Source organism: Salinibacter pepae (genome assembly GCF_947077775.1).
Lineage (GTDB): Bacteria > Bacteroidota > Rhodothermia > Rhodothermales > Salinibacteraceae > Salinibacter > Salinibacter pepae.
Map to the genome: position 1 here is coordinate 184,610 of NZ_CAMTTE010000001.1, position 22,965 is coordinate 207,574.

General features: G+C 66.5%; 27 protein-coding genes. 16 read left to right on the top strand and 11 right to left on the bottom strand.

All coding sequences use genetic code 11. The annotated features are described in order from the left end of the window. Nucleotides 1-38 precede the first annotated feature (38 nt). Together OJA40_RS00775 and OJA40_RS00780 are read right to left on the bottom strand one after the other, a co-directional pair. Nucleotides 39-584: a hypothetical protein gene (locus OJA40_RS00775; RefSeq protein ID WP_208426950.1), complete on the bottom strand. Its 546-nt coding sequence runs from the start codon at nucleotides 582-584 to the stop codon at nucleotides 39-41. Between the two features lie 187 nt (nucleotides 585-771). After that, entirely contained in the window at nucleotides 772-1,119 is a 348-nt protein-coding gene (locus tag OJA40_RS00780; protein WP_263789596.1) for a hypothetical protein, read from the bottom strand. Between the two features lie 248 nt (nucleotides 1,120-1,367). Between OJA40_RS00780 and OJA40_RS00785 the strand changes: the two genes are divergently transcribed. Then, nucleotides 1,368-2,198 carry a ZIP family metal transporter gene (locus OJA40_RS00785; RefSeq protein WP_263809818.1) on the top strand — a complete coding sequence of 277 codons (831 nt, stop codon included), beginning with the start codon at nucleotides 1,368-1,370 and terminating at the stop codon, nucleotides 2,196-2,198. A gap of 79 nt (nucleotides 2,199-2,277) precedes the next feature. Next, nucleotides 2,278-3,216: a dihydrodipicolinate synthase family protein gene (locus OJA40_RS00790; protein WP_208426952.1), complete on the top strand. Its 939-nt coding sequence runs from the start codon at nucleotides 2,278-2,280 to the stop codon at nucleotides 3,214-3,216. A gap of 1 nt (nucleotide 3,217) precedes the next feature. Here the strand turns inward: OJA40_RS00790 and OJA40_RS00795 are convergent, their stop codons facing one another. From OJA40_RS00795 to OJA40_RS00805, 3 genes are all read right to left on the bottom strand, one after another. Continuing rightward, the gene (locus tag OJA40_RS00795) at nucleotides 3,218-3,508 is read right to left on the bottom strand and encodes a hypothetical protein (protein ID WP_263809819.1); all 291 of its coding nucleotides are present in this window, start codon (nucleotides 3,506-3,508) and stop codon (nucleotides 3,218-3,220) included. A gap of 47 nt (nucleotides 3,509-3,555) precedes the next feature. Beyond that, nucleotides 3,556-4,113, bottom strand: a complete 558-nt coding sequence (gene dcd, locus OJA40_RS00800) for a dCTP deaminase (protein ID WP_208426954.1) — start codon at nucleotides 4,111-4,113, stop codon at nucleotides 3,556-3,558. 98 nt (nucleotides 4,114-4,211) lie between these two features. Beyond that, complete coding sequence (locus OJA40_RS00805; protein ID WP_263809820.1) at nucleotides 4,212-4,898, bottom strand: WbqC family protein; 687 nt, start codon at nucleotides 4,896-4,898, stop codon at nucleotides 4,212-4,214. A gap of 193 nt (nucleotides 4,899-5,091) precedes the next feature. Between OJA40_RS00805 and cruF the strand changes: the two genes are divergently transcribed. From cruF to OJA40_RS00850, 9 genes are all read left to right on the top strand, one after another. Then, a complete protein-coding gene (cruF, locus tag OJA40_RS00810) occupies nucleotides 5,092-5,958 on the top strand; it encodes a bisanhydrobacterioruberin hydratase CruF (protein ID WP_208426955.1) in 867 nt (288 codons plus the stop codon). Nucleotides 5,959-5,997: 39 nt separating this feature from the next. Beyond that, on the top strand, nucleotides 5,998-6,921 hold the full coding sequence (locus tag OJA40_RS00815; protein ID WP_208426956.1) for a phytoene/squalene synthase family protein: 924 nt from the start codon (nucleotides 5,998-6,000) through the stop codon (nucleotides 6,919-6,921). Nucleotides 6,922-6,936: 15 nt separating this feature from the next. Beyond that, a complete protein-coding gene (locus tag OJA40_RS00820; RefSeq protein WP_208426957.1) occupies nucleotides 6,937-7,614 on the top strand; it encodes an acyltransferase in 678 nt (225 codons plus the stop codon). 31 nt (nucleotides 7,615-7,645) lie between these two features. Next, on the top strand, nucleotides 7,646-8,245 hold the full coding sequence (locus tag OJA40_RS00825) for a hypothetical protein (protein WP_263809821.1): 600 nt from the start codon (nucleotides 7,646-7,648) through the stop codon (nucleotides 8,243-8,245). 29 nt (nucleotides 8,246-8,274) lie between these two features. Next, nucleotides 8,275-9,375, top strand: coding sequence for a glycosyltransferase family 2 protein (locus tag OJA40_RS00830; RefSeq protein ID WP_263808318.1), 1,101 nt, complete (start codon nucleotides 8,275-8,277; stop codon nucleotides 9,373-9,375). 92 nt (nucleotides 9,376-9,467) lie between these two features. Continuing rightward, nucleotides 9,468-9,785: a LapA family protein gene (locus OJA40_RS00835; RefSeq protein WP_013061926.1), complete on the top strand. Its 318-nt coding sequence runs from the start codon at nucleotides 9,468-9,470 to the stop codon at nucleotides 9,783-9,785. A 44-nt stretch (nucleotides 9,786-9,829) separates the two neighbouring features. Beyond that, entirely contained in the window at nucleotides 9,830-10,759 is a 930-nt protein-coding gene (locus OJA40_RS00840; RefSeq protein WP_208427452.1) for a S66 peptidase family protein, read from the top strand. A gap of 189 nt (nucleotides 10,760-10,948) precedes the next feature. Continuing rightward, on the top strand, nucleotides 10,949-11,428 hold the full coding sequence (gene greA, locus OJA40_RS00845) for a transcription elongation factor GreA (RefSeq protein WP_043552291.1): 480 nt from the start codon (nucleotides 10,949-10,951) through the stop codon (nucleotides 11,426-11,428). 55 nt (nucleotides 11,429-11,483) lie between these two features. Next, a complete protein-coding gene (locus OJA40_RS00850) occupies nucleotides 11,484-12,530 on the top strand; it encodes a threonine aldolase family protein (protein WP_263809822.1) in 1,047 nt (348 codons plus the stop codon). 25 nt (nucleotides 12,531-12,555) lie between these two features. Here the strand turns inward: OJA40_RS00850 and OJA40_RS00855 are convergent, their stop codons facing one another. Both OJA40_RS00855 and OJA40_RS00860 read right to left on the bottom strand, forming a co-directional pair. Next, a complete protein-coding gene (locus OJA40_RS00855; protein WP_208427450.1) occupies nucleotides 12,556-13,161 on the bottom strand; it encodes a pyridoxamine 5'-phosphate oxidase family protein in 606 nt (201 codons plus the stop codon). Nucleotides 13,162-13,228: 67 nt separating this feature from the next. Beyond that, on the bottom strand, nucleotides 13,229-13,891 hold the full coding sequence (locus OJA40_RS00860; protein WP_208427449.1) for a fumarylacetoacetate hydrolase family protein: 663 nt from the start codon (nucleotides 13,889-13,891) through the stop codon (nucleotides 13,229-13,231). A 135-nt stretch (nucleotides 13,892-14,026) separates the two neighbouring features. Here OJA40_RS00860 and rplU point away from each other — a divergent pair, with 135 nt between their 5' ends. The 3 genes from rplU (at nucleotide 14,027) to OJA40_RS00875 (ending at nucleotide 16,090) form a co-directional block, all read left to right on the top strand. Continuing rightward, nucleotides 14,027-14,434 carry a 50S ribosomal protein L21 gene (gene rplU / locus OJA40_RS00865; protein ID WP_263808319.1) on the top strand — a complete coding sequence of 136 codons (408 nt, stop codon included), beginning with the start codon at nucleotides 14,027-14,029 and terminating at the stop codon, nucleotides 14,432-14,434. Nucleotides 14,435-14,484: 50 nt separating this feature from the next. Beyond that, nucleotides 14,485-14,745 (top strand): 50S ribosomal protein L27, encoded by a 261-nt coding sequence (gene rpmA / locus OJA40_RS00870; protein WP_011404169.1) that lies wholly within the window; start codon nucleotides 14,485-14,487, stop codon nucleotides 14,743-14,745. 103 nt (nucleotides 14,746-14,848) lie between these two features. Beyond that, nucleotides 14,849-16,090 carry an aminotransferase class V-fold PLP-dependent enzyme gene (locus OJA40_RS00875; RefSeq protein ID WP_208427447.1) on the top strand — a complete coding sequence of 414 codons (1,242 nt, stop codon included), beginning with the start codon at nucleotides 14,849-14,851 and terminating at the stop codon, nucleotides 16,088-16,090. On the opposite strand, the gene OJA40_RS00880 is transcribed toward OJA40_RS00875, so the two are convergent. Continuing rightward, nucleotides 16,083-16,994 carry a M90 family metallopeptidase gene (locus OJA40_RS00880; protein WP_263809823.1) on the bottom strand — a complete coding sequence of 304 codons (912 nt, stop codon included), beginning with the start codon at nucleotides 16,992-16,994 and terminating at the stop codon, nucleotides 16,083-16,085. The genes OJA40_RS00875 and OJA40_RS00880 overlap by 8 nt on opposite strands. A 249-nt stretch (nucleotides 16,995-17,243) precedes the next feature. Between OJA40_RS00880 and OJA40_RS00885 the strand changes: the two genes are divergently transcribed. Further along, entirely contained in the window at nucleotides 17,244-19,319 is a 2,076-nt protein-coding gene (locus tag OJA40_RS00885; protein ID WP_208426379.1) for a peptidylprolyl isomerase, read from the top strand. 33 nt (nucleotides 19,320-19,352) lie between these two features. Here the strand turns inward: OJA40_RS00885 and dapF are convergent, their stop codons facing one another. Further along, entirely contained in the window at nucleotides 19,353-20,189 is an 837-nt protein-coding gene (gene dapF, locus OJA40_RS00890; RefSeq protein ID WP_263809824.1) for a diaminopimelate epimerase, read from the bottom strand. Nucleotides 20,190-20,314: 125 nt separating this feature from the next. Between dapF and OJA40_RS00895 the strand changes: the two genes are divergently transcribed. Then, the gene (locus tag OJA40_RS00895) at nucleotides 20,315-21,277 is read left to right on the top strand and encodes a PhoH family protein (RefSeq protein WP_208426381.1); all 963 of its coding nucleotides are present in this window, start codon (nucleotides 20,315-20,317) and stop codon (nucleotides 21,275-21,277) included. A gap of 89 nt (nucleotides 21,278-21,366) precedes the next feature. On the opposite strand, the gene OJA40_RS00900 is transcribed toward OJA40_RS00895, so the two are convergent. Further along, the gene (locus OJA40_RS00900) at nucleotides 21,367-22,221 is read right to left on the bottom strand and encodes a 3-hydroxyacyl-CoA dehydrogenase family protein (RefSeq protein ID WP_208426382.1); all 855 of its coding nucleotides are present in this window, start codon (nucleotides 22,219-22,221) and stop codon (nucleotides 21,367-21,369) included. A 282-nt stretch (nucleotides 22,222-22,503) separates the two neighbouring features. After that, nucleotides 22,504-22,944 (bottom strand): aspartate 1-decarboxylase, encoded by a 441-nt coding sequence (gene panD, locus OJA40_RS00905; RefSeq protein ID WP_208426383.1) that lies wholly within the window; start codon nucleotides 22,942-22,944, stop codon nucleotides 22,504-22,506. Between the last annotated feature and the right edge of the window lie 21 nt (nucleotides 22,945-22,965).

Below are 22,965 nucleotides of genomic sequence, written 5' to 3' on the forward strand. Positions count from 1 at the left end.
TTTCGTTTGGCCTGCCGGGAGACCCTGCCCACGCCCCGTCACGGCTTTTCGGCCTCCGTAAAGACCGATACGTGTTCGTCGTTGATGTACCGCTGGTTGGCCTCCAGGAAGTCCATTTGGGAGCCTCGTCGCGACCGTGTGGCGGAGTGCATCGCCCCCCCGAACGCCCCGACTGCCAGTCCCGCGCTGTAGGCGGTCGTCCAGAGCCCCCAGAGGTACTGCATGAGATACGCGCCCAGGCCGCCCATCAGGAGGCCGAGGGCGGTGTACTTGAGTACAGGAATGAGACTCGTCAGCACGTCTCGTCGCCACAAGTGCCAGGCCCGGGGCGCCCGCTGCCCCAAACACCGGAAGGCCTCCCGTCCCGTGACGAGCCAGGCAAGCGTGCCAACCCCACTGCCGATGGCAAAGACGCCGGCGGCCTCGGCTTTGTTCAGCACCACAGTCCGGTCGAGGGGCAGCCAGTCCAATATTCCGATGAGGACGATCGCCACCTCGCTGTTCGAGGCACCGAGCCACAGCGTGAGGGCGAGGGCCACAGCTCCCCCCATCACTCCGTATGCGATCCGAGTGCCGTATTTCATTCCGGGGACTGGGCGACAGCGTTGGAAGTCAGTGTTCTGGGCGCCTCACGAACAGTGCCTTCTATTTTTGAACAAAAACCAGGCCAGTTTGCATCAGCAGTCGTATTATGCCCGGGCCCCATCATCAGGATGACGGCCGCCTCGCCCTCGCACCTCCTACAGACTGGGACGGCCCCCGCTTCTCCGCTCACCCCCGAGAGGCAGCGGTCTCGGCGTCGGCCACATCCCCGTTCACCTGCAACTGGTAGGAGGCCCCTGCCCGGTCGAGGGTCGGCGCGCCGCAGAGAAGGGTGTAGGGGCCGTCCCGTTCCAGCAGCCGCACCCGCAGCACGACGGGGATGTCGTCCGACTCCAGGTCGCTAAACCGATTGGACAGGAACTGGTCGTTGAACCGAGCCTGCGCCTGGACGCCGCCGCCCTCAGCGGCGAGATGACCCGTGGTGAACCCGTGCAGGGGGCGGAAGGCCCCGTCTCGATCCTGCCGTCGCCACTGGACATTCGTGAGAAGGTACTCGCCGTCGGGGAGCGCGCTCATGGTCGAAAAACGTTGCTGGAAGGACGAAAAAGTGTAGCTCCGGGCCCGTCCCCCACGCCCCCCGGAGAGCGTTGCTATCTTGGATGGCCATTGGCGGAGTTGGGCGATCCTACGTCGGGCGCTTTTGGAAGTTGCGAGGCCCGCCACGGATCCAGGCGCCGAGCAGCCCATTGCCGGACCGGTCGCGACTTGTATTTTTCGCGCCGTCCCTCCACCTCCTCGTGTCTTCAAGGTCCCTTTCTCCTCCCGTGCCCACTCTTCCCCCGTGGTTCGAGCAGCTCTCGCCCGTCCTTCAATCGCTGCTGGCCGGGGGGTTCACCTGGGGGGTCACCGCACTCGGGGCGTCTCTCGTCTTTTTCACCCGGCGCGTGAACCAGCGCCTCCTCGATGCAATGATGGGGTTCGCGGCCGGCGTCATGATCGCCGCCAGTTTCTGGTCGCTGCTCGCCCCGTCCATCGACATGGCCGCGGCACAGGGCATTACCGAATGGGTGCCCCCAACGATTGGATTTCTTCTGGGCGGTGTGTTTCTCCGCCTGTCCGACGCACTTCTTCCCCACCTCCACCCCGGAGCGCGGCGGGCCGACGCCGAAGGCCCCTCGACGTCCTGGCGCCGGGCCACGCTTCTGGTCCTCGCCATCACCCTGCACAACATTCCCGAGGGGCTCGCCGTGGGCGTTACGTTCGGGGCCGCCGCCATCGAGCTGGAGGTGGCAACCGGGGCAACACTCGCGGGGGCCCTCGCCCTGGCCCTCGGGATCGGGCTACAGAATTTTCCCGAGGGCATCGCCGTGGCCATGCCCCTGCGGGGAGAGGGCCTCTCGCGGGGCCGGAGCTTCTGGTACGGGCAGCTGTCCGGCATCGTCGAACCGCTCTCCGCCGTGGTGGGGGCCCTCGCGGTCGTAGGTGTGCGCCCGCTTCTGCCCTACGCCCTCTCCTTCGCCGCCGGCGCCATGGTCTACGTCGTGGTCGAGGAGCTTATTCCCGAATCGCAGCGCCACGACAACACCGACCTCGCCACACTCGGGGTCATGGGCGGCTTTGCGGTCATGATGGTGCTCGACGTGGCCCTCGGCTAGCGGAATATTCGCCCCCCACGGACCACCGGCTTCACTGCTTTTCACAAGGATCGGTTTTTTTCACAGCGATCGATTTTCCATGTCACCTCGCCTGCCCGCCGGCATTCTCGCCGCCGGCCTCACTCCCTTTCATGCGGACCTGTCCCTTGCCCACGACGCGTATGCCGCACACATGCGGTGGCTCCTCGATCACGGCTGCGACGCGGTGCTGCTCTTCGGCACCACGGGCGAGGGGCTCTCGCTGTCGGTCCCCGAGCGGCTGGCGGGCCTCGACGCGGTCTTGTCCTCCGACGTTCCGGCCCGCCGCCTGCTGGTCGGGACGGGGGCCTCGGCCCTCCCCGACGCCGTCGAGCTGACGCGCACAGCGACACAGGACGGGGTCGGGGGCGTCCTCGTGCTTCCGCCCGCCCACTTTCGGCAGGTGTCGCCGGAAGGCCTTTTCCGGTTCTACGACCGTCTCATTCAAGCCGTCGGCGATCCCGACCTCCGGCTTTACTTCTACCACTATCCGGCGCTCTCGGGCGTCCCGATTCCGTTCTCCGTCATCGAAGAACTTCGGGGCACCTACCCCGACCAGATTGCCGGCATCAAGGATTCGAGCGGCGAGTGGGACCACACGGAGGCCCTCTGCCACCACTTCCCGGACCTGCAGGTCTTTTCCGGGACCGAGCGCCTGCTGCTGCAGGTCCTAAGGGCCGGCGGCGCCGGATGCATTTCCGCCACGGCCAACGTGACGGCCGCCCTGGCCGCTCAAGTGCTCCAGCGATGGCGCGCGGACGAGGCGCCCGGGTCCATCCAGGACACGCTGAGCGCGTTTCGGGGCGCGTTTGCCCCGCTCCCCACCATTCCGGCCCTCAAGTTTCTGCTGTCCCGGCGCCTTGAGGCGCCCGACTGGGCCACAGTGCGACCGCCGCTCGCTCCGCTCGCCGACGCGGAGAAAGAAACCGTAGGGGAAATTGCCGACCGGCTCGAAGACGAGGAGGTCCGCCTGCCGGGCCCGAACGCACAGCCCACGTGATCTACGGCGTTCGGGCCCCCTCCTTGCGAGACACGACCTGTCCGTCCGGCGTAATTCGCTCGTCGGCCTCCGGTTTCTGAGTCGGAAACCGACTGATCGATACGTCCGGGTTTCGGTCCCTCGGGACGTAGTGCACGTGGTCCCCGTGCGGGATTTTTTCGAAACGCTGTCCCCGATACGGGTTGACAACCTCCCGCATGACCACCACAAAGAACACGAGGAAGAGCCCTGCCGCCATCCATCGGCGCCAGGAGCGCGAAGACGATGCGGAGTCGGACGGATCGTCGGTCATGAGGGTCGAGAACAATCGTTCGGAGACGCCGGGAGGCACTTCATGTGCTACTCAAGTCGGGGCAGCGTAATGCCTTGTTGGTTTTGGTACTTGCCTTGCTTTTCTTCGTACGACACTTCCGGGGTCTCGCCCCGCAGAAAGACCACCTGCGCAATGCCCTCCTCCGCGTACACCTTGGCGGGGAGGGGCGTGCCGTTTCCGATTTCGATGGTCACGTGCCCCTCCCAGCCGGGCTCCAGCGGGGTTACGTTGACGATGATGCCGGACCGCGCGTAGGTGGATTTTCCCAGCACCAGTCCGAGCGTATCCGACGGCATCCGGAAGTACTCGATCGAGCGGCCGAGAACGTAGGAGTTGGGCGGGATCAGGATGTGATCCTCCGCCTCGTGCTCGACCAGGGCCCGCTCGTCAATCCGCTTCGGGTCCACCACGCTGTTGTGGACGTTCGGGGTGAAGACACGGAATTCCCCGGCCACTCGCATGTCGTAGCCGAAGGAGCTGAGCCCGTAGCTCACCACGTCCTCCCGGACCTGCTCGTCGACGAACGGGTCGATCATGTTGTGCTCGGTCGCCAGGGTGCGAATGCGGTGGTCGGGGAGAATCATGGACGCGACGGGTCGTAAGACGAATAGAAAAGGGTTACAGGTCAAAGGTACTCGGAACGGGCATCGAAGGTCAACCGGGGCGCGGACACGGGCTGTCGTTACACCGACGGGGGGCCGTCCGGATGCGCGATGCGGCCCTTCGCGAGAATGCGCCGGGCCTCAGGGCCGTAGTTGAACACGAGGTCCGCCGCGGACATCCCGGACTCGAAGCCCTCGAAGTTCTGTCGGTAGGTGGGGTGGTCGTACTCCACCCCGTGCGGGGTGACGCCCTCGGGCAGAGACTCGGGGCCCCCCCCGAGCGTCGTGAGCAGCGTTTCTGCGCCCAGCGCCCGGGCCACGCCGCCAACCGTCTCGGGAGCGCCGTCGAGGGCCGACGCCCGCGTGATCGTGGTCTGCAGACCAAACAGCTCCGCCAGTAGCTCGACGGACCGACTGGCGCACGGGCTGAGACGCCCCCAGGCCCGCTCAAAGAAGGGACGAAACGATGCCTCAAAGTAGTCGAAGTACATCGTCGTGCGGTAGTTGTAGAGGAATGACCGCCAGTGTTTTTCGCGCCACCGGCCGCCGGTTTCAATTTCAACCTCCCGCACGGGCGCCCCGTCCCGGTTGCCGAAGACGGGAACCGTGATCCAGTGCCACCCCTGGGGACTTCGAAGTTTGCTACGGTTCTGGAACGATTGGCGCCGGTATGGGAACGTGTTGCCGAGAACAAAGTGATCCACTTGCTGAATTGCAGCCATGTACCCCAGTCGGGGAAAATATTCCGGCGGTTGCACGGCGATCATGACCCGCGGCGTCGTGTCTACCGTTTGATGCGCCAATTCTGACGCGCCGTTTGGGCGGGATGGTCCCCGATCCCTGCGGACTTCGTCGGCCTTTCTGCTTCCCGACGCACGACCTCGCAGGGGGTGCCATTGTGCCCGCCATCACGTGTGTGCTCGTCCCTGTCGTCCCACCAACCTGCCCACCCGCTTCTCCATGTCGAACTCGGACCCCTCCCCCACCCTGGAGGGCAACTACGACCTCCTCTTCCGATTCGCGTTTTGGCTGTTTGTCGGTGCCATCTCGTTTAGCGTAGCGGGCATGCTGTTGCTTCGCCTCGTGCCGTCTTCGATGGCCATCTTTGGCCCCATCTACACGAAGCTCGTGAAGACGCCCACCTGGACGTTCATGACGCTGCTGGCGTTGCTTCCGCTGTTGATGTACGGTCCCACCCTGGGCTGGAAGAAGATCAGCCTGATCGCCGCCTGGGGGTGTTTCATCGGCGGGGCGAGTGAACTGATCGGCACCACCGGGTGGTTGAACGTCGGGGGCATTGCCCTTCCGTTCGGGGAGTACGAGTACACACAATGGCTCGGCCCCAAGATTGCCGGGCACGTGCCGTACTTCATCCCCCCGTCGTGGTTCGCAATGTCGATCGTCTCGCTCGACCTTGCCCGCCGGGTCACCACGCAGCGGGTCGGGTCCCTCCTGCTGGGCACCCTCTTCATGGTGCTCTGGGACGTGTCGTTGGACCCGGCGATGAACCAGGCGTTTCCCTTCTGGGAATACGGGGTCGATGGGGTGTTCTTTGGCATGCCCCTCTCCAACTGGGCCGGGTGGGCCGGGGTCACATTCGTGATTCTCCTCGGCTACGAGTACATTGGCAAAGGCGCTCCCATCCAGAATGAATGGGCGCCATGGGTTTACGCCCTGAACTGCATTTTTCCTCTCTCAATCTGCCTGCTCCGGGACGTGTACCTGCCGGCGCTGATCGGCGGCCTCGCAACCCTGGTGCCCTTCCTCTTGCTGTGGCGCTACAGTCCGGATTCGCTGAAGCGGTCCGTATCGCTCTTCCGGGGATAGAGCCCCTCCCGCTCTCGTCTCCTCACCCAGGCCATCTTCATGTCAACCCTCTCCCTCGACACCCGCGCCGACGAAGATGAGTGGATTTGGGAGTCGTTCCGGTACCACTCCCGGACCTTCTCCCTGGCGGCGTACCTGCTGCCGCGCTCCGTGCAGATGTCCGTGGCCACCCTCTACCTCTACTGCCGGCGGGTCGACTCGATTGCCGACCAGCGCGTGCTGGAGGTGGGGCGCGAGCGGGCCCTGCAGGAAGTGAGACAGGTGCGAGACCGGTTGGACGAAACGCTGGCGGGCCGCCCGCCCGCCGAAACGGTACTGTGGCGTCGCCTCGCGGAAGTGCACGACCAGTCGTCCCTTCCCCGGGGCCCGATGTACGAGCTCATCGAAGGGGCCCTTTGGGACCTGGAGGGGCGTCCGGTCGTCTCGAAGGCCGACCTGATCGAGTACTCGAACCTCGTGGGGGGGAGCGTCGGGGCCATGATGCTGCCCTTTCTTGCCGACCCGGGGCGCCACGACGAACTGGAGCCGGCGGCCCGGAAGCTCGGCATTGCAATGCAGATCACCAACATCGTACGGGACGTCGGGGAGGACATCGACGAGCTGGACCGGGTGTATCTTCCCGAGCACTGGCTCGACGAGCACAACGTGTCGGTGGAGGCCCTCCGCCACGGCCGGGTTGCCGACGGATACCCCGCCCTGTTGGAGGCGGCCATGGAGGCGGCCGAGCAACGCTACGTGGACAGCTTCGAGGGCGTGGCGGCACTTCCGTTCCGCAGCCGGTATGGCATCCGGGCCGCGGCCCGGATGTACCGGGAAATCATGAACGAGGTGCGTGCCAATGACTACGATAACCTCGGTCGGCGGGCGTACGTGTCGTTTCGTCGGAAGCTCTTCCTCCTCCTCTATGACGGCTACGAACGCCGCAAGCACCGCCTGACCTCGGACGCGCTGAGTGGCCCCTGAACTGCTCTCCTTCCCGTGGCTCCTGTTCGTCGGCTCGTAGCGGCCCTCCTGCGGTGGGACCTTCACCGAGCGTTCCGGCGCGTGCAGTGGGTCGGCCCCGAGCCGGCCGCCCTGCCCGACGGCCCCGTCATCGCGTACGCCAACCACCATCACTTCTACGACGGGCACCTCGCATGGCTGCTGTTCCGACAGCACCTGGACCGTCCCCCGACGCTCTGGATGGCCGAATGGGATCGATTTCCCTTCTTCGCCGCCGTCGGCGCGCAGCCGTTCCCGCCCGACGACCCCGCACGCCGTGCCGCGACGGTCCGCCGCACCGCCCGCCGGTTTCGGGCCCGCCCCCGTACCGTTCTTGTGTACTATCCGGCGGGCACGCTCCATCGGCCCGAGGACGGAATTCAGGCGGTTAGCGCCGACGCGGTGGCCCGCCTGGCCCGGCTCTACCCCACGGCCACGTGGTGGCCCTACGCCGTGCACGTGACCTGGCGGAACGAAGCGACCCCGACAGCCCTTCTCACCGGCGGCTCCCCCCACGAGGCCGACGGGCAGGAGCACGCCCGGCTTCAGCGGCTCTGGCACCGCCTCCAGACGCCGCAGGACCGCCCCACGACGACGCTCCTGCACGGGCACCGAAGCATGGAGGAGTGGTGGGACTTCTCATTTGCGTCCTCCTTCTTCGAGCGCTACCTGTAGCGTCGTCATGGTCGTTTTCTTCGTACTCGCCATGCTCTCGACCCCATTTGCCGAGGCAACCCAAACGGCCTACGCCCAGCAGGACGCCGACCGCCTCCGCACCCTGTTCGACCGGGCGTCCTCTCGGGCCGACAGCCTTCTTGTGCGGTACCGGCTGTACCCCCTTACCGAGAACGCGTCCGTGCTAGACGGGCTGCCTTCCTCCCTCTCGGACGGGACCGCGCGGGAGTACGCGTTGCTCTCGGGGCTCTGGGCGTACCGCGCCGGGGAGGCGTCGATCTTCTCCGCGGTAACGTACGGCCGGCGCTCTACGAACCTGCTGGAGGAGGCCAAGGCCCAGGCCCCCGATGCGCCCTTCGTGCTGCTGGTTGAGGGCCAGTCCCTGCTCTTCCGGCCGTCCATCGCCGGCAAAGACCCGGACGGCGCCGCCCGCCGGTTTGGCCGCCTGGCCGAGGTCGTCGCGGCGGAGCAGGGGAGCGCCATCTCCGAAACCGAGGCCCACATGTGGCGGTGGCTCGCCCTCCGGGAGGCGGACCGGCCGGACGAGGCCCAGCCTCTCCACGACCGGCTGACCGGCCAGGACCTCCCCCCGCTCTACCGACAGTTTTTGGAGTCGCCGCCCGACGTGTAGCCGATCCGCCCCCCGTCTCCCCCACCCTCATGACGACTGAGCTCAGTCCCCTGGTTTTGGTTCTGCCCCTCGCGTTCGTTCACGCCGGGCTCTGGGGCATTGTAGTGCTAAACCTCGTGTACCTGTGGCGCCAATCCCCGAGTGCGACCGACCCGCCCCCGTCGCTCTCGGTCTGCATTCCGGCCCGCAATGAGGCCGACAACCTGCGGCGACTGCTGCCCACCCTGGCGAACCAGGAGTACCCCGACCTTGAGGTTCTCGTCTGGGATGATGGGTCGGAAGACGACACGTGGGCGGTGCTCTCGGCCGCCGAGGGCTCTCGTCTTACGCCGCTCCGCGGGGACGACCCGCCGCCCGGATGGGTCGGCAAGGTGCACGCCCTGCACCAGTGCACGCGCCGGGCCTCGGGGGAATGTTACCTGTTCCTCGACGCCGACGCGGAGCTGCGCCGCCCCGATGCCCTCCGCCGATTGGTGGCCCGGCACCGGGGCAGCCGAACGCAGGTGTCGTCCGGGTTCCCGCAACTACGGGGCGCCGCCCTGCTTCTCGTCAGCCTCGTCCCCCACGCCCTTCTTACCAGCCTGCCCTGGCCCCTCGTGCCCCGGACCCAACTGCCGGCGCTGAGCGCCCTCAACGGACAGTGCTGGCTGGTAGACCGTGACGTGTACCACCGTCACGAGCCCCACGCGCAGGTGAAGGATGCAGTGCTCGAAGACGTCGCCATCGGGCGGTACCTGAAGCAGCAGGGCCACCCCCCCACGTTGCTCGACGTGCAGGACCTCGTGGCCGTCCACATGTACGACGGACTGGCGGAGGCCTGGCGTGGGTTTCGGAAAAACGCATACCTGTTGCTCGGCGGCACCCCGGGGCGCTTCGCGGTCATGTACGGGGGATTTCTCCTGAGCTGGCTGGTCGCCCCGCTCCTCTCAATCTGGTTTCTCGTGTCCCTGTACGGGCTCAAATTGGTCACCGACCGGTCCAGCGGCATGCCCCTCCTGGTCACCATACTCGCCCCCCTTTCCTACCTTCTCGGATTGATCCTGCAGTTCGACTCGGCGGTGCACCACTGGAGCGACACGGTGCGGTGGAAGGGCCGCTCCGTTCCGAGCTCTGCCCGGGATGAGGCATAGGCCCCCTCGGCCTCGCCAAACCGGTAGACAGGCAGCCGCGTGAGCGTTACGTTCTTGGTGCGATCGGCCTCTCCCCCAATTCTGCTTCCGCCATGCGTCTCGGCCTCCTCTTTTCACTGATCCTCGCGATCTTTGCGGTGGTCTTTGCACTGCAGAACCCGCAGACAATGGACGTCAATCTTCTCTTCTTCCAGACCCAGGGATCCACCGCCCTCATCCTGATCCTGACCTTCGGGTTCGGCGTGCTGGTTGGCCTGCTGAGCACCCTTCCCAAGCAGCTGCGCACCCGCCGCAAGCTGAAGGAGCTCCAGAAGGAACAGGAACGCTCGACGTCCAGCTCGTCGGCGAAAACGCCCCCCTCCTCCCCCACGAGCTCGCGGTCGAGCGGGACCGGATCTGACTCCGAGTAGCGCCGCGGATCGTCCGTCGCTCGTCCCCCAACCCGCCTCGCCCCGTGTTGCGTCGCCCCCCGCCGCTTTCGCCCGGTGCCCCCATTGCGGTCGTGGCGCCGGCCAGCCCGCCGCGCTCCGCGGAGACCTACCAGGCCGGACTGGACCGTCTCCGCACCACCTACGACGTCCGGCAGGCCTGGACGGCCGGCCCGGAACGAGGCTACCTCGCCGCCCCGGATGCCGAGCGCGTCGCTGCCCTTCATCGTGCCATATCAGACCCAGAAATTCACGCCATCGTGTGCGTCCGGGGCGGGTATGGGTGCCTCCGCCTTCTGCCCGAGATCGACTGGGCCCTCGCCCGCCAACACCCCACCCTGCTGGTGGGCTACAGCGACGTGACGGCCCTTCACCTCGCGTTCTACACGAAGGCAAACTGGGCGGGGCTCTCCGCCCCCGTGGTCACCGAGTGGCCCCGGGCCGACGACGCCACCCTCGCCTCGTTTCGGGGCTGGGCCGCAGGCCAAACGCCGGGCTTCGTGGAGGCGTTCGACGCCTCCCCGACCGCCCTCGTGCCCGGAACGGCGGTCGGGCCGCTGCTCGGCGGCAACGTGGCGGTCCTGACGCGCCTTCTGGGCACCCCGTTCGCCCCCGGCTTTGAGGGGGCCATCCTCGTGCTTGAAGAAGTGGCGGAGGCCCCATACCGGGTCGACCGCATGTTCACCCACCTCCAGCAGGCCGGCGTCCTGGATGCCGTGGCCGGCGTCGTCCTCGGCACCTTTACGACGGGGCCCTCAGGTTCCGACACCCCCACACAGTCCCTCGAAGAGGTGTTTCGGGACCACCTGGCCGACCGCCCCTACCCCGTCGTGCAGGGCCTGCCCTACGGCCACCACCTGCCTCGCTGCTCCCTCCCAATTGGCGTTCCGGTACGGCTGCACGCCACGTCCGCCCACGTTTCGCTCGCCGCGCAGGCCCCCCTCGTGGATCTGTAACCTGCAGGGAACGAGGGCGGGACGTGAGGGCGTGAAATCGGAACTTTCGTCGTGCCCGCCCGAACAATGGGAACCATATTAGAAAAGTGTCACCCGAAACGCCGCTGCCGCTTCCGGCCGTGGCGTTCCTTTTTTGGCAGGGGTGGCGCTTTTGCATTCGCGTATCCCCGTACCAATGGACCCAGCAGCATGGCTGACGACGAGACCGTTTACATGACCGAGGAGGGCCTCGAGGAATTGAAGGAGGAGCTCCACCAGCTCAAGACGGAGGAGCGCTCCCGCATCGCCGACGAAATCGCCGAGGCCCGGGCCAAGGGCGACCTGTCCGAAAACGCCGAGTACGACGCCGCGAAGGAGGAGCAGGGAAAGCTCGAGGCCCGCATCAAGCAAATCGAAGACACCATCGCGCGGGCCCGCATCGTGGACGAGTCCACCGTCGACGACAGCAAAGCCTACATCCTGTCCGACGTGACCGTCGAGAACCTAGACACCGGTGACGAACAGACGTTCACGCTCGTCTCGGAGGAAGAGGCCAACATTTCCGAAAATAAGATCTCCGTGGACAGCCCCATCGGCGAAGGCCTGCTGGCCCAGGAAGAGGGCGACGAGGTCTCCATCGACGTGCCGGCCGGCACCGTCCACTTCAAGATCAAAGACATTTCCCGATAGGTCCACTCCCGGTAGGTCCCCCCCATCGGCTCTCCCGAGTGTCGATTCCCGCCCCATGTCCCCCATCGATCTTCGGAGCGATACCGTCACGCGCCCCTCGGAGGGCATGCGCTCGGCCATGTACGAGGCCGAGGTCGGCGACGATGTCTACGGTGAGGACCCGACCGTGAACCGACTCCAGGAGCGGGTGGCGGATCGGTTGGGAAAAGAGGCGGCGCTGTTTGTCCCGTCCGGCACGATGGCGAACCAGATCTGCCTCCACGTCCTCACCACCCCGGGGGAGGAGGTAATTCTCGAGCGTGGAAGCCATGTCTTCAACTACGAGACCGGAGCGGCCGGGCTCCTCTCGGGCGTTCAGCTGCACCCGCTCCCGGGCACCCGCGGCCGACTCAAGCCCTCTCAGGTAGAGGCGGCCGTGCGCCCGGAAGCGGACGTGATGCCCCGAACCCGGGTCCTGTCGATCGAAAACACCGCCAACAAGGCGGGCGGGGTGGTGTACTCGCTGGACCGGGTTCAGGCCCTCGCGGCGGTGGCCCGCGAGCACGACCTCGCGGTGCACCTGGACGGGGCGCGGCTCTGGAACGCGGCCGCCGCCCTCGAAGTGGCGGAGGAGAGGCTGGCCGCCCCTGCCGACATCACCTGGGTCGCCCTGTCGAAGGGACTGGGCGCACCGGTCGGCTCGGTCGTGGCCGGATCAGCGCCCCTCATCGACGAGGCCCGCCGGACGCGGAAGCAGTTCGGGGGCGGCATGCGGCAGGCCGGTCTCCTCGCTGCGGCCGGGCTCTACGCCCTCGACCATCACCGTCCCAACCTGGCCCGGGACCACGAAAAGGCCCGGCGGCTCGCGAACGGGATCGCCGAGTGCCCGCCGTTCTCCATCGACCCCGCAATGGTAGACACCAATATCGTGATGTTCGGGGTCCCCGGCGACACCGCCGAAGAGGTCGTGACGCACCTTCGCGACCAGGGCGTTCTGGTGAAGGCCTTCGGGCCGTCCACCATTCGCGCAACCACCCACCGCGATGTCTCGATGGAGGCCGTTGAGCAGGCGGTGGACGTGCTCCACGCCTACGCCGACCGGGCCCCCGTGCCCACGTCGTGATCGTGAGCCGTAAGAAGCCCTCGTCTTAGGGCACGACCCAGGTCGCCTCCACCTCGTTCGACGCGTACTCGAATCGGGCGCGGTAGTGACCGTCCGGATGGAGGTGCAGCCACTCCACGCGATCAATCACCGTTCGGAGGGCGGCAAAGTACTGCCGGCCGCCCGCCACATCGTCGTCGGTGATCGGGTCGCTCTTTACCGCCGGGTCGAGCTTGTCGTCCGGCTCGTCGATGGGCGTGCCGGGCGCCGTGGGGCGCGGATACACCGACAGGGATCCGGGAGACTGCGACTCCCACAGGGCCGCCGCCACGTCGTCGTCCACGTGAACGGTGGCCGTCCCGTAGAGGCGAATCTGCTCCAGGGACTCCGTGTCCCACGCGTGCCACGCGATGCGGTCGTTCTCGCGGAGGGCCGCCACCTTTCGCGACCGGCGGTCCGAATGGAACTGGAGCGCACGCGCACCGGCGTCCGCCGTGCGGAGCACTACCGTGCGGAGGTCCGGCGTCTCTTCGTGGACCGTGCCGAACGTAAGCTGGCGGTACGGGTGCCCCGGGTCCTCGGCGGCGGTCTCGAGGGCGTCCCAGACGTGGTCGTGAACGGTGGCGAGGTCGGTGTATCGGGGGATGGACATACGTAGGAACCTAGGTGGGGTGTATCGAGACAGATGAGAAGGGGGCGTCGGACGGCAGGCCTCACTCTCACCCGGACCGCCCGACCGATACGCTCAGGGGGTCGAGCCCCGTCGCGGAGGCGTGCAGCCGATCGCCGTCCTGCACAGGCCCCACCCCAGACGGGGTGCCGGTGTATAGCAGGTCCCCCGGCGACAGGGTAAAAATGCGGGAGCAGTAGTGGACGAGCTCCCGTACCGGAAAGATCTGGTGTCGGGTACTGGCCTCCTGACGCGTCTCGTCGTTCACCGTCAGTCGGAGGGTCAGGTCCTGCACATCGTCCACAGCCTCCGCGGGCTGGATGGGCCCCAGGGGAGCGAACGTGTCAAACCCCTTCGCCACCGACCAGGGATGGCGCCGCTCTTTGGCCTCCGCCTGCAGGTCACGCGCCGTCATGTCGAGCCCCACGGCGTAACCGGCGACGTGGTCGAGCGCCGCCGACCGGGGGATGTTTTTGCCCTCCGTCCCAACAACTGCCACCAATTCGATCTCGTGGTGGACGTCTTGGGACTGCGGGGGCAACCGCACTGCACCCCCCGACCGGACGAGGGCCGACGCCGGCTTCAGAAACACCATCGGCTCGTCGGGAACGGCCCGGTCCATCTCGGCGGCGTGGTCGGCGTAGTTGCGGCCGATGCAGAGAAGCTTGCCGACGGATGCCGGCGGGGAACGGTCGGGCAGGGAGATCTTCATGCGAAACGGAAGGGGTCGTGAATGATGATCGGGAACGGATGGCCAGGCATTGCGTGGCTAGGCCTCGGCATTCACTCGAAATCCGGTCACTCTCGCGTCGGTAGCCAACCCGGCGCCCCAAAGCAGAGACGCCTTATGTACGCAGTTGTTGACGTTAAAGACAAACAGTTCAAGGTCCAGGAGGGCGACACCTTGTATGTCCCCTACCATTCGGACGCGACCGCCGGCCAGGAGTTGACCCTGGATCGGGTGCTTCTCGTGTCCGACGGCGACGGGGATGTCACCCTCGGGACACCAACCGTTGCGGACGCCACCGCCACCGCCCGCGTGCTGGAGCACGTAAAGGGCGACAAGGTCATCGTGTTCAAGAAGAAACGGCGCAAACGGTACCGCGTTAAGCGAGGACACCGGCAGCAGTACACCCAGATTGAGATTGAGTCGTTGAACGCGACCGGCGCCGCGTCCTCCGACGGCGAAGAGGCTGCCGAAACGTCGGACGCGGAGGCCGATGCGGACGCGGAGGCCGAACCGGCCGAGGCGTAACCCCCCTTTCCCTTGCATCCATTTGTTGAACCAACCCCCACGAGGTTGTCATGGCACACAAAAAAGCCATGGGGTCAACGGAAAACACCCGTGACTCCAATCCCAGCTATCTTGGCGTAAAGTCGTACGGTGGCGAGCACGTGCACGCGGGCAGCATCATTGTGCGCCAGCGCGGCACCAAGTTCCACCCCGGCCACAATGTGGGCCGCGGCAGCGACGATACGCTTTTCGCGAAGGACCACGGCGTCGTCAAGTTCGCCCGGAGTGGCGGCGACCGCAAGTACGTTCATGTGGTTCCGGAGGAGGCGTAGGCCCTCTTCTACCATTCTGCCCCGCAAGAAGCTCCTCTCGCCCCGGTGCGGCAGGGGCTTTTTGCATGTGGGGCTCCTTTGCGTTTAGTGCTTCCGCCCTGTCATGTCGACCCCACCCATTCCCTCCGCGTACCGCTTCCCGGACGAGCCCGACGCGGTGGAGTTTCGGTCCTTTACCCACGGCCTGCAGCCCCAGCGGGTGCCCCACATGATGGAGCAGTTTACGGAGGACTGGCGCCAGCGTGGGGTGGACGCCTGGAACGAGGTCCCCAACCACTGGCGCCCCGACGCGGACGAGACGGTTGGCTGGTGGACACTGCCGACCTACCTCGGCGACGAATTCGTCGCTCCCCTGCTGGGCGCACCGCCAGAAACCTGCATTCTGCAGCCGAGCGTGCACTGGACGGTCCAATGCCTCCTCTCTAGCCCCGAGGGGGCCGCCCGCGGGACCGAAGTGGTCGTTCCCGAGACCGCCTTTCCCTCCGTCCTGCACAGCGTGCAGCGGTGGAGTGACCTCCGCGACCTCACCCCACACGTCGTTGCGCCCACCGGCGACCACCGCGTCGACCGCTCGGCTCTGCTCGACGCCATCGGCCCCGACACCGCCCTCGTGGCCCTCAGCCACGTCGGGTTCACGACCGGGGCCTGCCTCCCGGATTCGTTTCTGCAATCGGTTGCGGAACGTGCCCGACGCCACGACGCGCTGTTTCTGCTGGACGGCTACCACGCCGCCGCCACCCGCCCGATCGACGTGACGCAGCTCGGCTGTGACCTCTACGTCGGGGGCCTGCTGAAGGAGGCGTCCGGCTCGGCGGGAAACACGTTTCTGTACCTCCGGGACGGATTGGAGCTTACCCCGCGGCTCACCGGCTGGTTCGGGAACGCGGCGCCCTTCGAGTTTCGCACCGAGCCGAGCCCGCACCCCGACGTGCGCCGTCGGTTTTTGGGGGGGACCACCCCCGTGGCCCCCATGTACCACGCCGTCGAGGGCGTTCGGCTGCTGCTCGACCTGGGGCTGGAGGCCGTCCGTGACCACTCGCTTGCGCTGACCGACCGTGCCATCGAGCGGGCCGACGCCCTCGACATCCCGCTGCGCTCCCCCCGCGCCCCCAGCGAACGGAGCGCGATGGTGCTTTTGGAAGTGCCGGAGGCCGAGCGCCTCGCGGCCCACCTCAAGCAGCAGCACGTCTACAGCGACAGTCGCCGCAACGAGGTTCTCCGCATGGCCCCGTTCGTCTGGAATACTCGGGACGAGATCGACCGGGCCTTCCACCTAATCGGCGACGCCCTCGACACGGGCGCCTACCGCTCCCGCTCCGTAGACGCGGCCGGCCCCGTCACGTAGGGCCCGGCTGCATCTCGGCCCCCACCGCCGCGTCGCCCGTCGTGCCGGTGCGGGGATCAATGCGAAAGAACGAGACCAGGGCGCGGAAGAGCTCGCCGTGCTGGCGGGCCATCGGGGCCGGCTGCTCGAAGAAATGCTCCACCGCCACGGCAAAGAACTCCGAGGGGGCCTCCGCCCCGTACGGCCGCAGCAAGGATCGCCCCTGCCGAATCCGTCGCATCTCCGCCCGCACCAGCGCCTGCCAGTCGGGGGCCGACCCCGGATCGACGAGGGAGGGCACCCCGTCCGCCCCCTCGTTGTCAAGGTCGAAGAGGTGGGCCAGCTCGTGAAGGACCACGTTGTTGCCATCGCCCGGGTGCTCCCAGCTGCGCCGCACCGCGGCAACCGTGAGAATGACGGGGCCCTGCTGATGGGCCATGCCGTCGTAGCGGGCCGTGATGTTTCCGTGATAGGTCTCGTCGAACCGATCCGGGTAGAACAGCACCGATCGGCTCCCCGGGAGCTCCCAGGCGGGCCGCCCGTGCAGCAGCGTGGCGATGCCCGCGGCGACGCTGAGCCGCAGCGCATCGGTCACCGTCACCCCCTGGACCCCTTCGAAGGAATACTCGTCAAGGACAAACTGCACATCGCGCCCAAACCGGACCCGGCCCGCCGCGTCCAGTTTTTGGTAGAGGGGGACTCGGTCACGAAGCCATCGGCCGTGCTCGGGGACGAGGTCCGTCTGGGCCACCCGCCAGCGCCGCCAGGGACGACGGAGCCCCACCGCCAGCACCACGACCGCCGGGAGGAGGCCCAGCGCAGGCCCCACCGGGGTGGCCTCGTGCCCGACCACCGCCCCTCCACCGCCGAGGAGCAGGGCCAGAAGCCCCGTCGTGAGTATGGAGGAGCGTCGGACAATGCGCATGGGGCAAAGAGAGCGCTTGCGGGCAGTGAGCGCCCGTTGAGGCATCGGCGTGTGCGAAGAATTGTTGCAACGCACAGCACCGGCTGGTGTGCCTGCGACCCGCAGCCCGCCCCTCGTTCGTTGCCGTGGCCATCCGGTCCACAACGCGAACAATCTGTTACGGAGCAAGGTACAGTGCAGGAGTCTTCGGTCCCTTGATCAAAACCGCCTCGCGGAACACTTCTTCCTCACCAACCCCCTCACGTCTCCATGGGCGCGATGAACACGCTCCGGCAGAACACCGGAGTGATTCTCTGGATTCTTGTTCTTTCATTCGGGATTATCTGGACCCTCCAGGACTCCGATGTCTTTTCGGCCATGAACCAGACGACCCGGAACGTGGCCACGGTCAACGGCAATCCGATTCAGAATGAGGATTACCAGCGCATCCTGAAACGTCAGCGCCAGCGGTTTCAGCAACAGATGGGCGGCGACATGAACCCCCAGATGGAGAGCCGCGTGCGGGAGCGGGCCTACAACCAGGTCGTCAACCAGGAGCTCCTGCAGCAGGAAATGAAGCGGTTGGGGATTTCGGTGACCGATTCGGAAGTGGAGGCAATGGTGTTCGGCGAGAACCCACACCCCGTCATCCGCCGCCAGTTCGCGGACTCGACCGGGCAAATCAACTATCAGTTGCTGCAAAACATGGCCTCCAACCCCGAGGCCCGCACCCAGTGGATCAAGCTTGAGGAGTTCCTCCGGCGGCAGCGGCGACAGCAGAAAATGAGCTCCCTCGTCCAATCGACGATCCAGGTATCGGAGGCGGACATCAAAGACTACTACCGCCGCCAGAATTCGTCTGCCTCGGCCCAGTACGTCGCCCTTCGCTACGCTCGTGTCCCGGACGACTCGATTACGGTCACCGAGTCCGACCTCCGTGACTACTACGACAACAACCGCGAAGCATACAAGCGCGAAAAGACGGTCACCCTGCAGTACGCGACGACCACTAAGGAGGCCACGGCGGAGGACTCCTCCGGGATTGCCGGCGACCTGGCCGGCCTGCGAGCAGACTTCGCCACGACCGAAAACGACTCTCTCTTTCTGCTTAACAACGCGTCGGACCAGGACTTTTCGAGCGCGTACCGCACCCCGGACCAGATGAATGCCCGCGTCGCCGACTCGGTGTACGCGTCCCCCGAGCCCGGACGGATCGTCGGCCCTGTCTTCGGGGGCGGCCAGGCCCACCTCCTCAAGGTTCGGGACACGCGCCCCGCCGAGAACGACTTCCTCCACGCCCGCCACATCCTGTTGAAGACCGACCAGGCAGACTCCGGGGTGGCCGGTCGATTGCGGGCAATTCGGGACAGCCTCGAGTCGGGGGCCGCTTCCTTTGCGGAAATGGCCCGCCGGTACTCCGACGACGGCTCGGCGTCGGACGGGGGCGACCTCGGCTGGTTTGCTCGCGGCAGCATGGTGGACGCTTTTGAGGACGCCGCGTTTGGGGCCGAGCCCGGGACGCTCGTCGGCCCCGTCCAGTCCGAATTTGGCTACCACCTCATTCGGGTCGAGGCCCGTGCCTCTCAGGCCGTTCAGGTGGCTGACCTGGCCTACAACTTGAGCCCAAGCCGGGCGACCCTCTCCGACAAGGAGAGCCAGCTGGGCGATCTCGCCTACTTCGCCGAGGAGGAGGGCGCCTTCGAAGAAGAGGCGCGGCGCCTGGGCCTGTCGGTGCAGGAGGTTCAGGTGGAGACCGATCAGTCCTCCGTTCCCGGCATCGGCCAGAGTGCCGCCCTGTCTCAATTCCTGGAGTCCGCCTCCAACGGCGCGATCAGCGACGTCATCGAGCTGAGCGACAAGTTCGTGGTCGCCGAGGTCACGAATGTCACCCCGGAGGGCTACCGCTCGTTCAGCGAGGTCAAGTCGCAGATCCGGCCGCAGGTGGAGCTTCAGAAGAAGCGCGCGGTGCAGACGCGGCGCATGGAACGGGCCCTTGCCCAGAACACCTTCGAGGCCCTGCCGGAGGCCCTCGGCACGGAGCTCCGCACGCAGTCGGACCTCACCTACTCCACCAGCACCGTCCCCGGGCTCGGTCAGGAGCCGCAGTTCGTCGGTACCGTCTTTGGGCTCGACGAGGCCGAATCCTCCGGGGTGGTGGCGGGCAAGAACGCGGCCTTCGTCGTAAAGACCACCCAGAAAGCCACCCCGCCCCCGCTGACGGATCAGAAGCGCAAGCAACTGCGCCAGCGGCTGCTCAAGCAACGCCGCCAGGAGGTGTCGTCCAATTGGATCGCCGCCCTCAAGGAGGACGCCACGATCAAGGACAACCGCAGCCAGTTGCGGTAGGCACTGCGCCGCACGGGACGGGGAACGGAGCGATTATCGCTCGTCTCTTGGGCGCTCAACGCGTCCGTCAAACACCGATACGGCCGGGCCCTGAAGATACAAGGTTCCCCCTTCGACCCGGCCCACGGCGAGCTTACCGCCCGGCGTACGCACCCGCAGGGTCGTCTCGGGATCGGCTCCCGTGAGGCGGCCGGCGGTCTCCGCCGCGGCCAGCACCCCGGTGCCACAGGACGGCGTCTCGGCCTCCACGCCCTTTTCGTAGGTGCGGAGTCGGAGGCCGTCCTCGCCTCCTAGCTCCACGAAGTTGACGTTGGCCCCGGCGGGGGCCAGGCTGGGATCGCGACGAAGACGGCGTCCCCACTTCTGAACCGGCACGGCATCGAGGTCGTCGACCACGGCCACAAGGTGCTCGGTGCCCGCGTGGGCGAAGCAGAGGCGCCGAACGGCCTGGGGCACCGATCGGTCGAGCGCCACGTCCGCCCGGACCTCCGTGACGTCCGGCACGAAGAGACGCACCCCCGACGGATCATCTTCCGACGCCGTGGTGGCCCGGTACAGTCCCGCGTCGGTGTCGAACGCCAGCGGATCGTTCTGAAATCCGGCCCGTCGGGCGAACCGAAAGAGGCATCGTGCGCCGTTTCCGCACATGGTCGCGCGTGAACCGTCGGCATTTACGTAGTGCATGCGGTAGTCGGCCGCCGACGTCTTCGGGGCGTCGAGGGCCAGAAGCCCGTCCGCCCCCACTCCGTAGCGGCGCGGGCACCAGGCGGCCGCACAGGCCGACAGCTCGTCCGGACGGAGCTGAGCGGATCGGTTGTCGAGGACGAGAAAGTCGTTCCCCGTCCCCTGCATCTTGGTAAACGAAACCATTCGGCTGCGCGTCTCGATCATACGTAGCTCATGACCTCCAATTTTCCCTCGGCACGATTGGGGCTGCCCCCCGTAAGCCCCCGTAAACTTACTCGTACTCTGCGCTCATCAGGCCCCGAATCCCGTTGCCCGAAAAACAACTGAGCATTGACGGTGCCGATCCGCTTCTGCTGTTTGGCTTCAACGACATTCACCTCCGAAAGATCGAGGATGCATTCCCGGACACCCAGATCACGGCCCGGGGCTCGGAGATTCACCTCGAAGGCGAGCCGGAGGCGCTGGAAAAGGTCGAGCGGGTCTTCAGCGAGATGATGACCCTTCTCGAGCGCAACGAGCACCTCACCGAGGAGGACGTTGACACGGTTTTGGCCCTGTTCGATTCGAACGACACGGGCGCCTCGGCCCCAGCGACGGATCCCGGCCCGCGCGACCTGATCCTCACCACCCCCGACGGGGAGATCATCAAGCCCCGCTCCACCAACCAGGAGCGCCTCGTCCAGTCGGCTGCGGCCAACGATGTGGTGTTCGCCATCGGGCCCGCCGGCACCGGGAAGACGTACGTGGCCGTGGCGCTGGCCGTCGCCGCCCTCAACAACCACGAGGTGGACAAGATTGTCCTCTCCCGCCCCGCCGTGGAGGCCGGGGAGGAGCTCGGGTTTTTGCCGGGCGACTTCTACGAAAAGGTGGCGCCGTACCTCCGCCCCCTCTACGACGCCCTCGGGGAGATGATGCCCCGCGACGAGCTGGCCGAGTCCCTGGAGCAGGACCGGGTGGAGGTGGTCCCCCTCGCCTACATGCGGGGCCGGACGCTCAAGTCCTCGTTCGTCATTCTCGACGAGGCACAGAACGCCACCACGAGTCAGATGAAGATGTTTCTGACCCGGCTTGGCCCCCACAGCCGGGCCGTCGTGACGGGCGACATTACGCAGACCGACCTGCAAGACCGAAACGCCAGCGGCCTGATCCAGGTGCAGCACATCCTCAAGGGCATCGACGGGATTGAGTTCGTGTACCTGGAGCGCGAGGACGTGGCCCGCCACCGCCTGGTGCGCGACATCATCGCCGCCTACGAGGAGCACAACGAATGATTTGGGAAGGCGCGCGAGGAGCGGCGGCAGGGTTCACGCAGTCCCTCCGCCCCCGCCTTCTCCGTGCCCTGGGTTGCCCAAACGAGCCGTCAGTCGTACTCGAAAAACCCCTCCCCGGTCTTCCGACCCAACTGGCCGGCCGTCACCTTGCGGCGGAGGAGCGGACACGGGCGGTACTTGTCGTCCCCGAGCTCGTCGTGGAGCACCTCTAGGATGTGCAGGCACACGTCCAGCCCGATAAAGTCCGCCAGCGTAAGGGGGCCCATCGGGTGGTTCATCCCCAGCTCCATGACAGTATCGATGTCTTCGGGGTCGGCCACGCCCTCCATGACGCAAAAGACGGCCTCGTTGATCATGGGCATGAGGATGCGGTTCGACACGAAGCCCGGATAGTCCTCCACCTCCACGGGGTTCTTCTCAAGGTCCTCCGCAACGCCGGCCACCGTCTCGAATGTATCGTCGCTGGTGCGCTGTCCCCGCACCACCTCCACGAGCGTCATCACCGGCACGGGGTTGAAGAAGTGCATCCCGATGACCTGGTCGGGCCGCTCGGTCTGGTCGGCAATCCAGGTGATCGAAATCGACGACGTGTTGGAGGCAAGAATCGCGTCGGCAGGGGCGTGCGCGTCCAGTGTCCCGAAGACCTCCGACTTGACCTCTTGCGCCTCCGGCACGGCCTCGACGACCAGATCGGCGGACGCTACGCCCTCCGGGGTGTTGGACGTGAAGGCGAGGCGGTCGAGGGCCGCGGTCTTGTCCGCCGGCGTGATCACGTCGTTGCCGACCTGGCGCGATAGATTCCCTTCGATCGTCGACCGGGCGTCGTTGAGGAGCGACTCGTCGAGGTCAATGAGGGTGGCGTCGTAGCCGTGAAGGGCGAAGACGTGGGCAATGCCGTTGCCCATCGTACCGGCCCCTACGACCGCGGTGGTATGCACGGACATGCTGAGGCGAAGGATTTGTGAGTGATTCAGTGCGCGGAAGTAATCTAGGCCTGCAGCCCCACTGTGTCGAGCCCGTCGGGACGAATTTCAGGTGGGAATCCGACCGTTCCGCAGGGTCGCAACGACAGCCGCGGCCTCCTTGCAAGGCAGGCGGCAAGGTTGAATTGCAATAACGGATATTAGCGGCGCCGAAGAGGATGCTTCTGGGATCTAAGGGGAACTGGGCACGACCGGAGCGGCGAGGGGCGCGGCGCGGCGCGACGCCCCCCTACGAGTAGTTCGTCATGACTGCGGCCCTTCGGCAATGAGGACATCCTCCATGCCGTCCGGCGCGAGGTTTTCGCCCGTTCCCTTCGCGACGTCGAGGGTTCGTGTCTTCGTCACGTCGTTGTTCTCGTCGACGTGCACCACGCGTGGGTGATGCTCGCGGGCCTCAGAAGGGGTAAGTTCGGCGTACGCGATCACGATGACCTCGTCTCCCGGGGCCGCCAGCCGGGCCGCCGGGCCGTTTAGACACACTGTGCGCTCCCCCGCCTCCCCCGAGATCGTGTAGGTTTCGAGCCGACTGCCATTGTTCACGTTCACCACCTGCACCTTCTCGTAGGGCAGCATACCGGCGGCGTCCAACAGCTCCTCGTCGATGGTGATTGACCCCTCATAATACAGGTCGGCCTCGGTGACGCGAAGCCGGTGGAGCTTTGCCCTGAGCATCGAAAGGTCCATGGGTGGAAGGGAATTGCACAA

Bases quoted from the DNA above. Each gene is read 5' to 3' on its own strand.
- OJA40_RS00775 (WP_208426950.1), bottom strand. From the start codon at position 584: ATGAAATACGGCACTCGGATCGCATACGGAGTGATGGGGGGAGCTGTG.
- OJA40_RS00780 (WP_263789596.1), bottom strand. From the start codon at position 1,119: ATGAGCGCGCTCCCCGACGGCGAGTACCTTCTCACGAATGTCCAGTGG.
- OJA40_RS00790 (WP_208426952.1), top strand. From the start codon at position 2,278: ATGTCACCTCGCCTGCCCGCCGGCATTCTCGCCGCCGGCCTCACTCCC.
- OJA40_RS00795 (WP_263809819.1), bottom strand. From the start codon at position 3,508: ATGACCGACGATCCGTCCGACTCCGCATCGTCTTCGCGCTCCTGGCGC.
- dcd (WP_208426954.1), bottom strand. From the start codon at position 4,113: ATGATTCTCCCCGACCACCGCATTCGCACCCTGGCGACCGAGCACAAC.
- OJA40_RS00805 (WP_263809820.1), bottom strand. From the start codon at position 4,898: ATGATCGCCGTGCAACCGCCGGAATATTTTCCCCGACTGGGGTACATG.
- cruF (WP_208426955.1), top strand. From the start codon at position 5,092: ATGTCGAACTCGGACCCCTCCCCCACCCTGGAGGGCAACTACGACCTC.
- OJA40_RS00815 (WP_208426956.1), top strand. From the start codon at position 5,998: ATGTCAACCCTCTCCCTCGACACCCGCGCCGACGAAGATGAGTGGATT.
- OJA40_RS00825 (WP_263809821.1), top strand. From the start codon at position 7,646: ATGCTCTCGACCCCATTTGCCGAGGCAACCCAAACGGCCTACGCCCAG.
- OJA40_RS00830 (WP_263808318.1), top strand. From the start codon at position 8,275: ATGACGACTGAGCTCAGTCCCCTGGTTTTGGTTCTGCCCCTCGCGTTC.
- OJA40_RS00835 (WP_013061926.1), top strand. From the start codon at position 9,468: ATGCGTCTCGGCCTCCTCTTTTCACTGATCCTCGCGATCTTTGCGGTG.
- greA (WP_043552291.1), top strand. From the start codon at position 10,949: ATGGCTGACGACGAGACCGTTTACATGACCGAGGAGGGCCTCGAGGAA.
- OJA40_RS00850 (WP_263809822.1), top strand. From the start codon at position 11,484: ATGTCCCCCATCGATCTTCGGAGCGATACCGTCACGCGCCCCTCGGAG.
- OJA40_RS00855 (WP_208427450.1), bottom strand. From the start codon at position 13,161: ATGTCCATCCCCCGATACACCGACCTCGCCACCGTTCACGACCACGTC.
- OJA40_RS00860 (WP_208427449.1), bottom strand. From the start codon at position 13,891: ATGAAGATCTCCCTGCCCGACCGTTCCCCGCCGGCATCCGTCGGCAAG.
- rplU (WP_263808319.1), top strand. From the start codon at position 14,027: ATGTACGCAGTTGTTGACGTTAAAGACAAACAGTTCAAGGTCCAGGAG.
- rpmA (WP_011404169.1), top strand. From the start codon at position 14,485: ATGGCACACAAAAAAGCCATGGGGTCAACGGAAAACACCCGTGACTCC.
- OJA40_RS00875 (WP_208427447.1), top strand. From the start codon at position 14,849: ATGTCGACCCCACCCATTCCCTCCGCGTACCGCTTCCCGGACGAGCCC.
- OJA40_RS00880 (WP_263809823.1), bottom strand. From the start codon at position 16,994: ATGCGCATTGTCCGACGCTCCTCCATACTCACGACGGGGCTTCTGGCC.
- OJA40_RS00885 (WP_208426379.1), top strand. From the start codon at position 17,244: ATGGGCGCGATGAACACGCTCCGGCAGAACACCGGAGTGATTCTCTGG.
- dapF (WP_263809824.1), bottom strand. From the start codon at position 20,189: ATGGTTTCGTTTACCAAGATGCAGGGGACGGGGAACGACTTTCTCGTC.
- OJA40_RS00900 (WP_208426382.1), bottom strand. From the start codon at position 22,221: ATGTCCGTGCATACCACCGCGGTCGTAGGGGCCGGTACGATGGGCAAC.
- panD (WP_208426383.1), bottom strand. From the start codon at position 22,944: ATGGACCTTTCGATGCTCAGGGCAAAGCTCCACCGGCTTCGCGTCACC.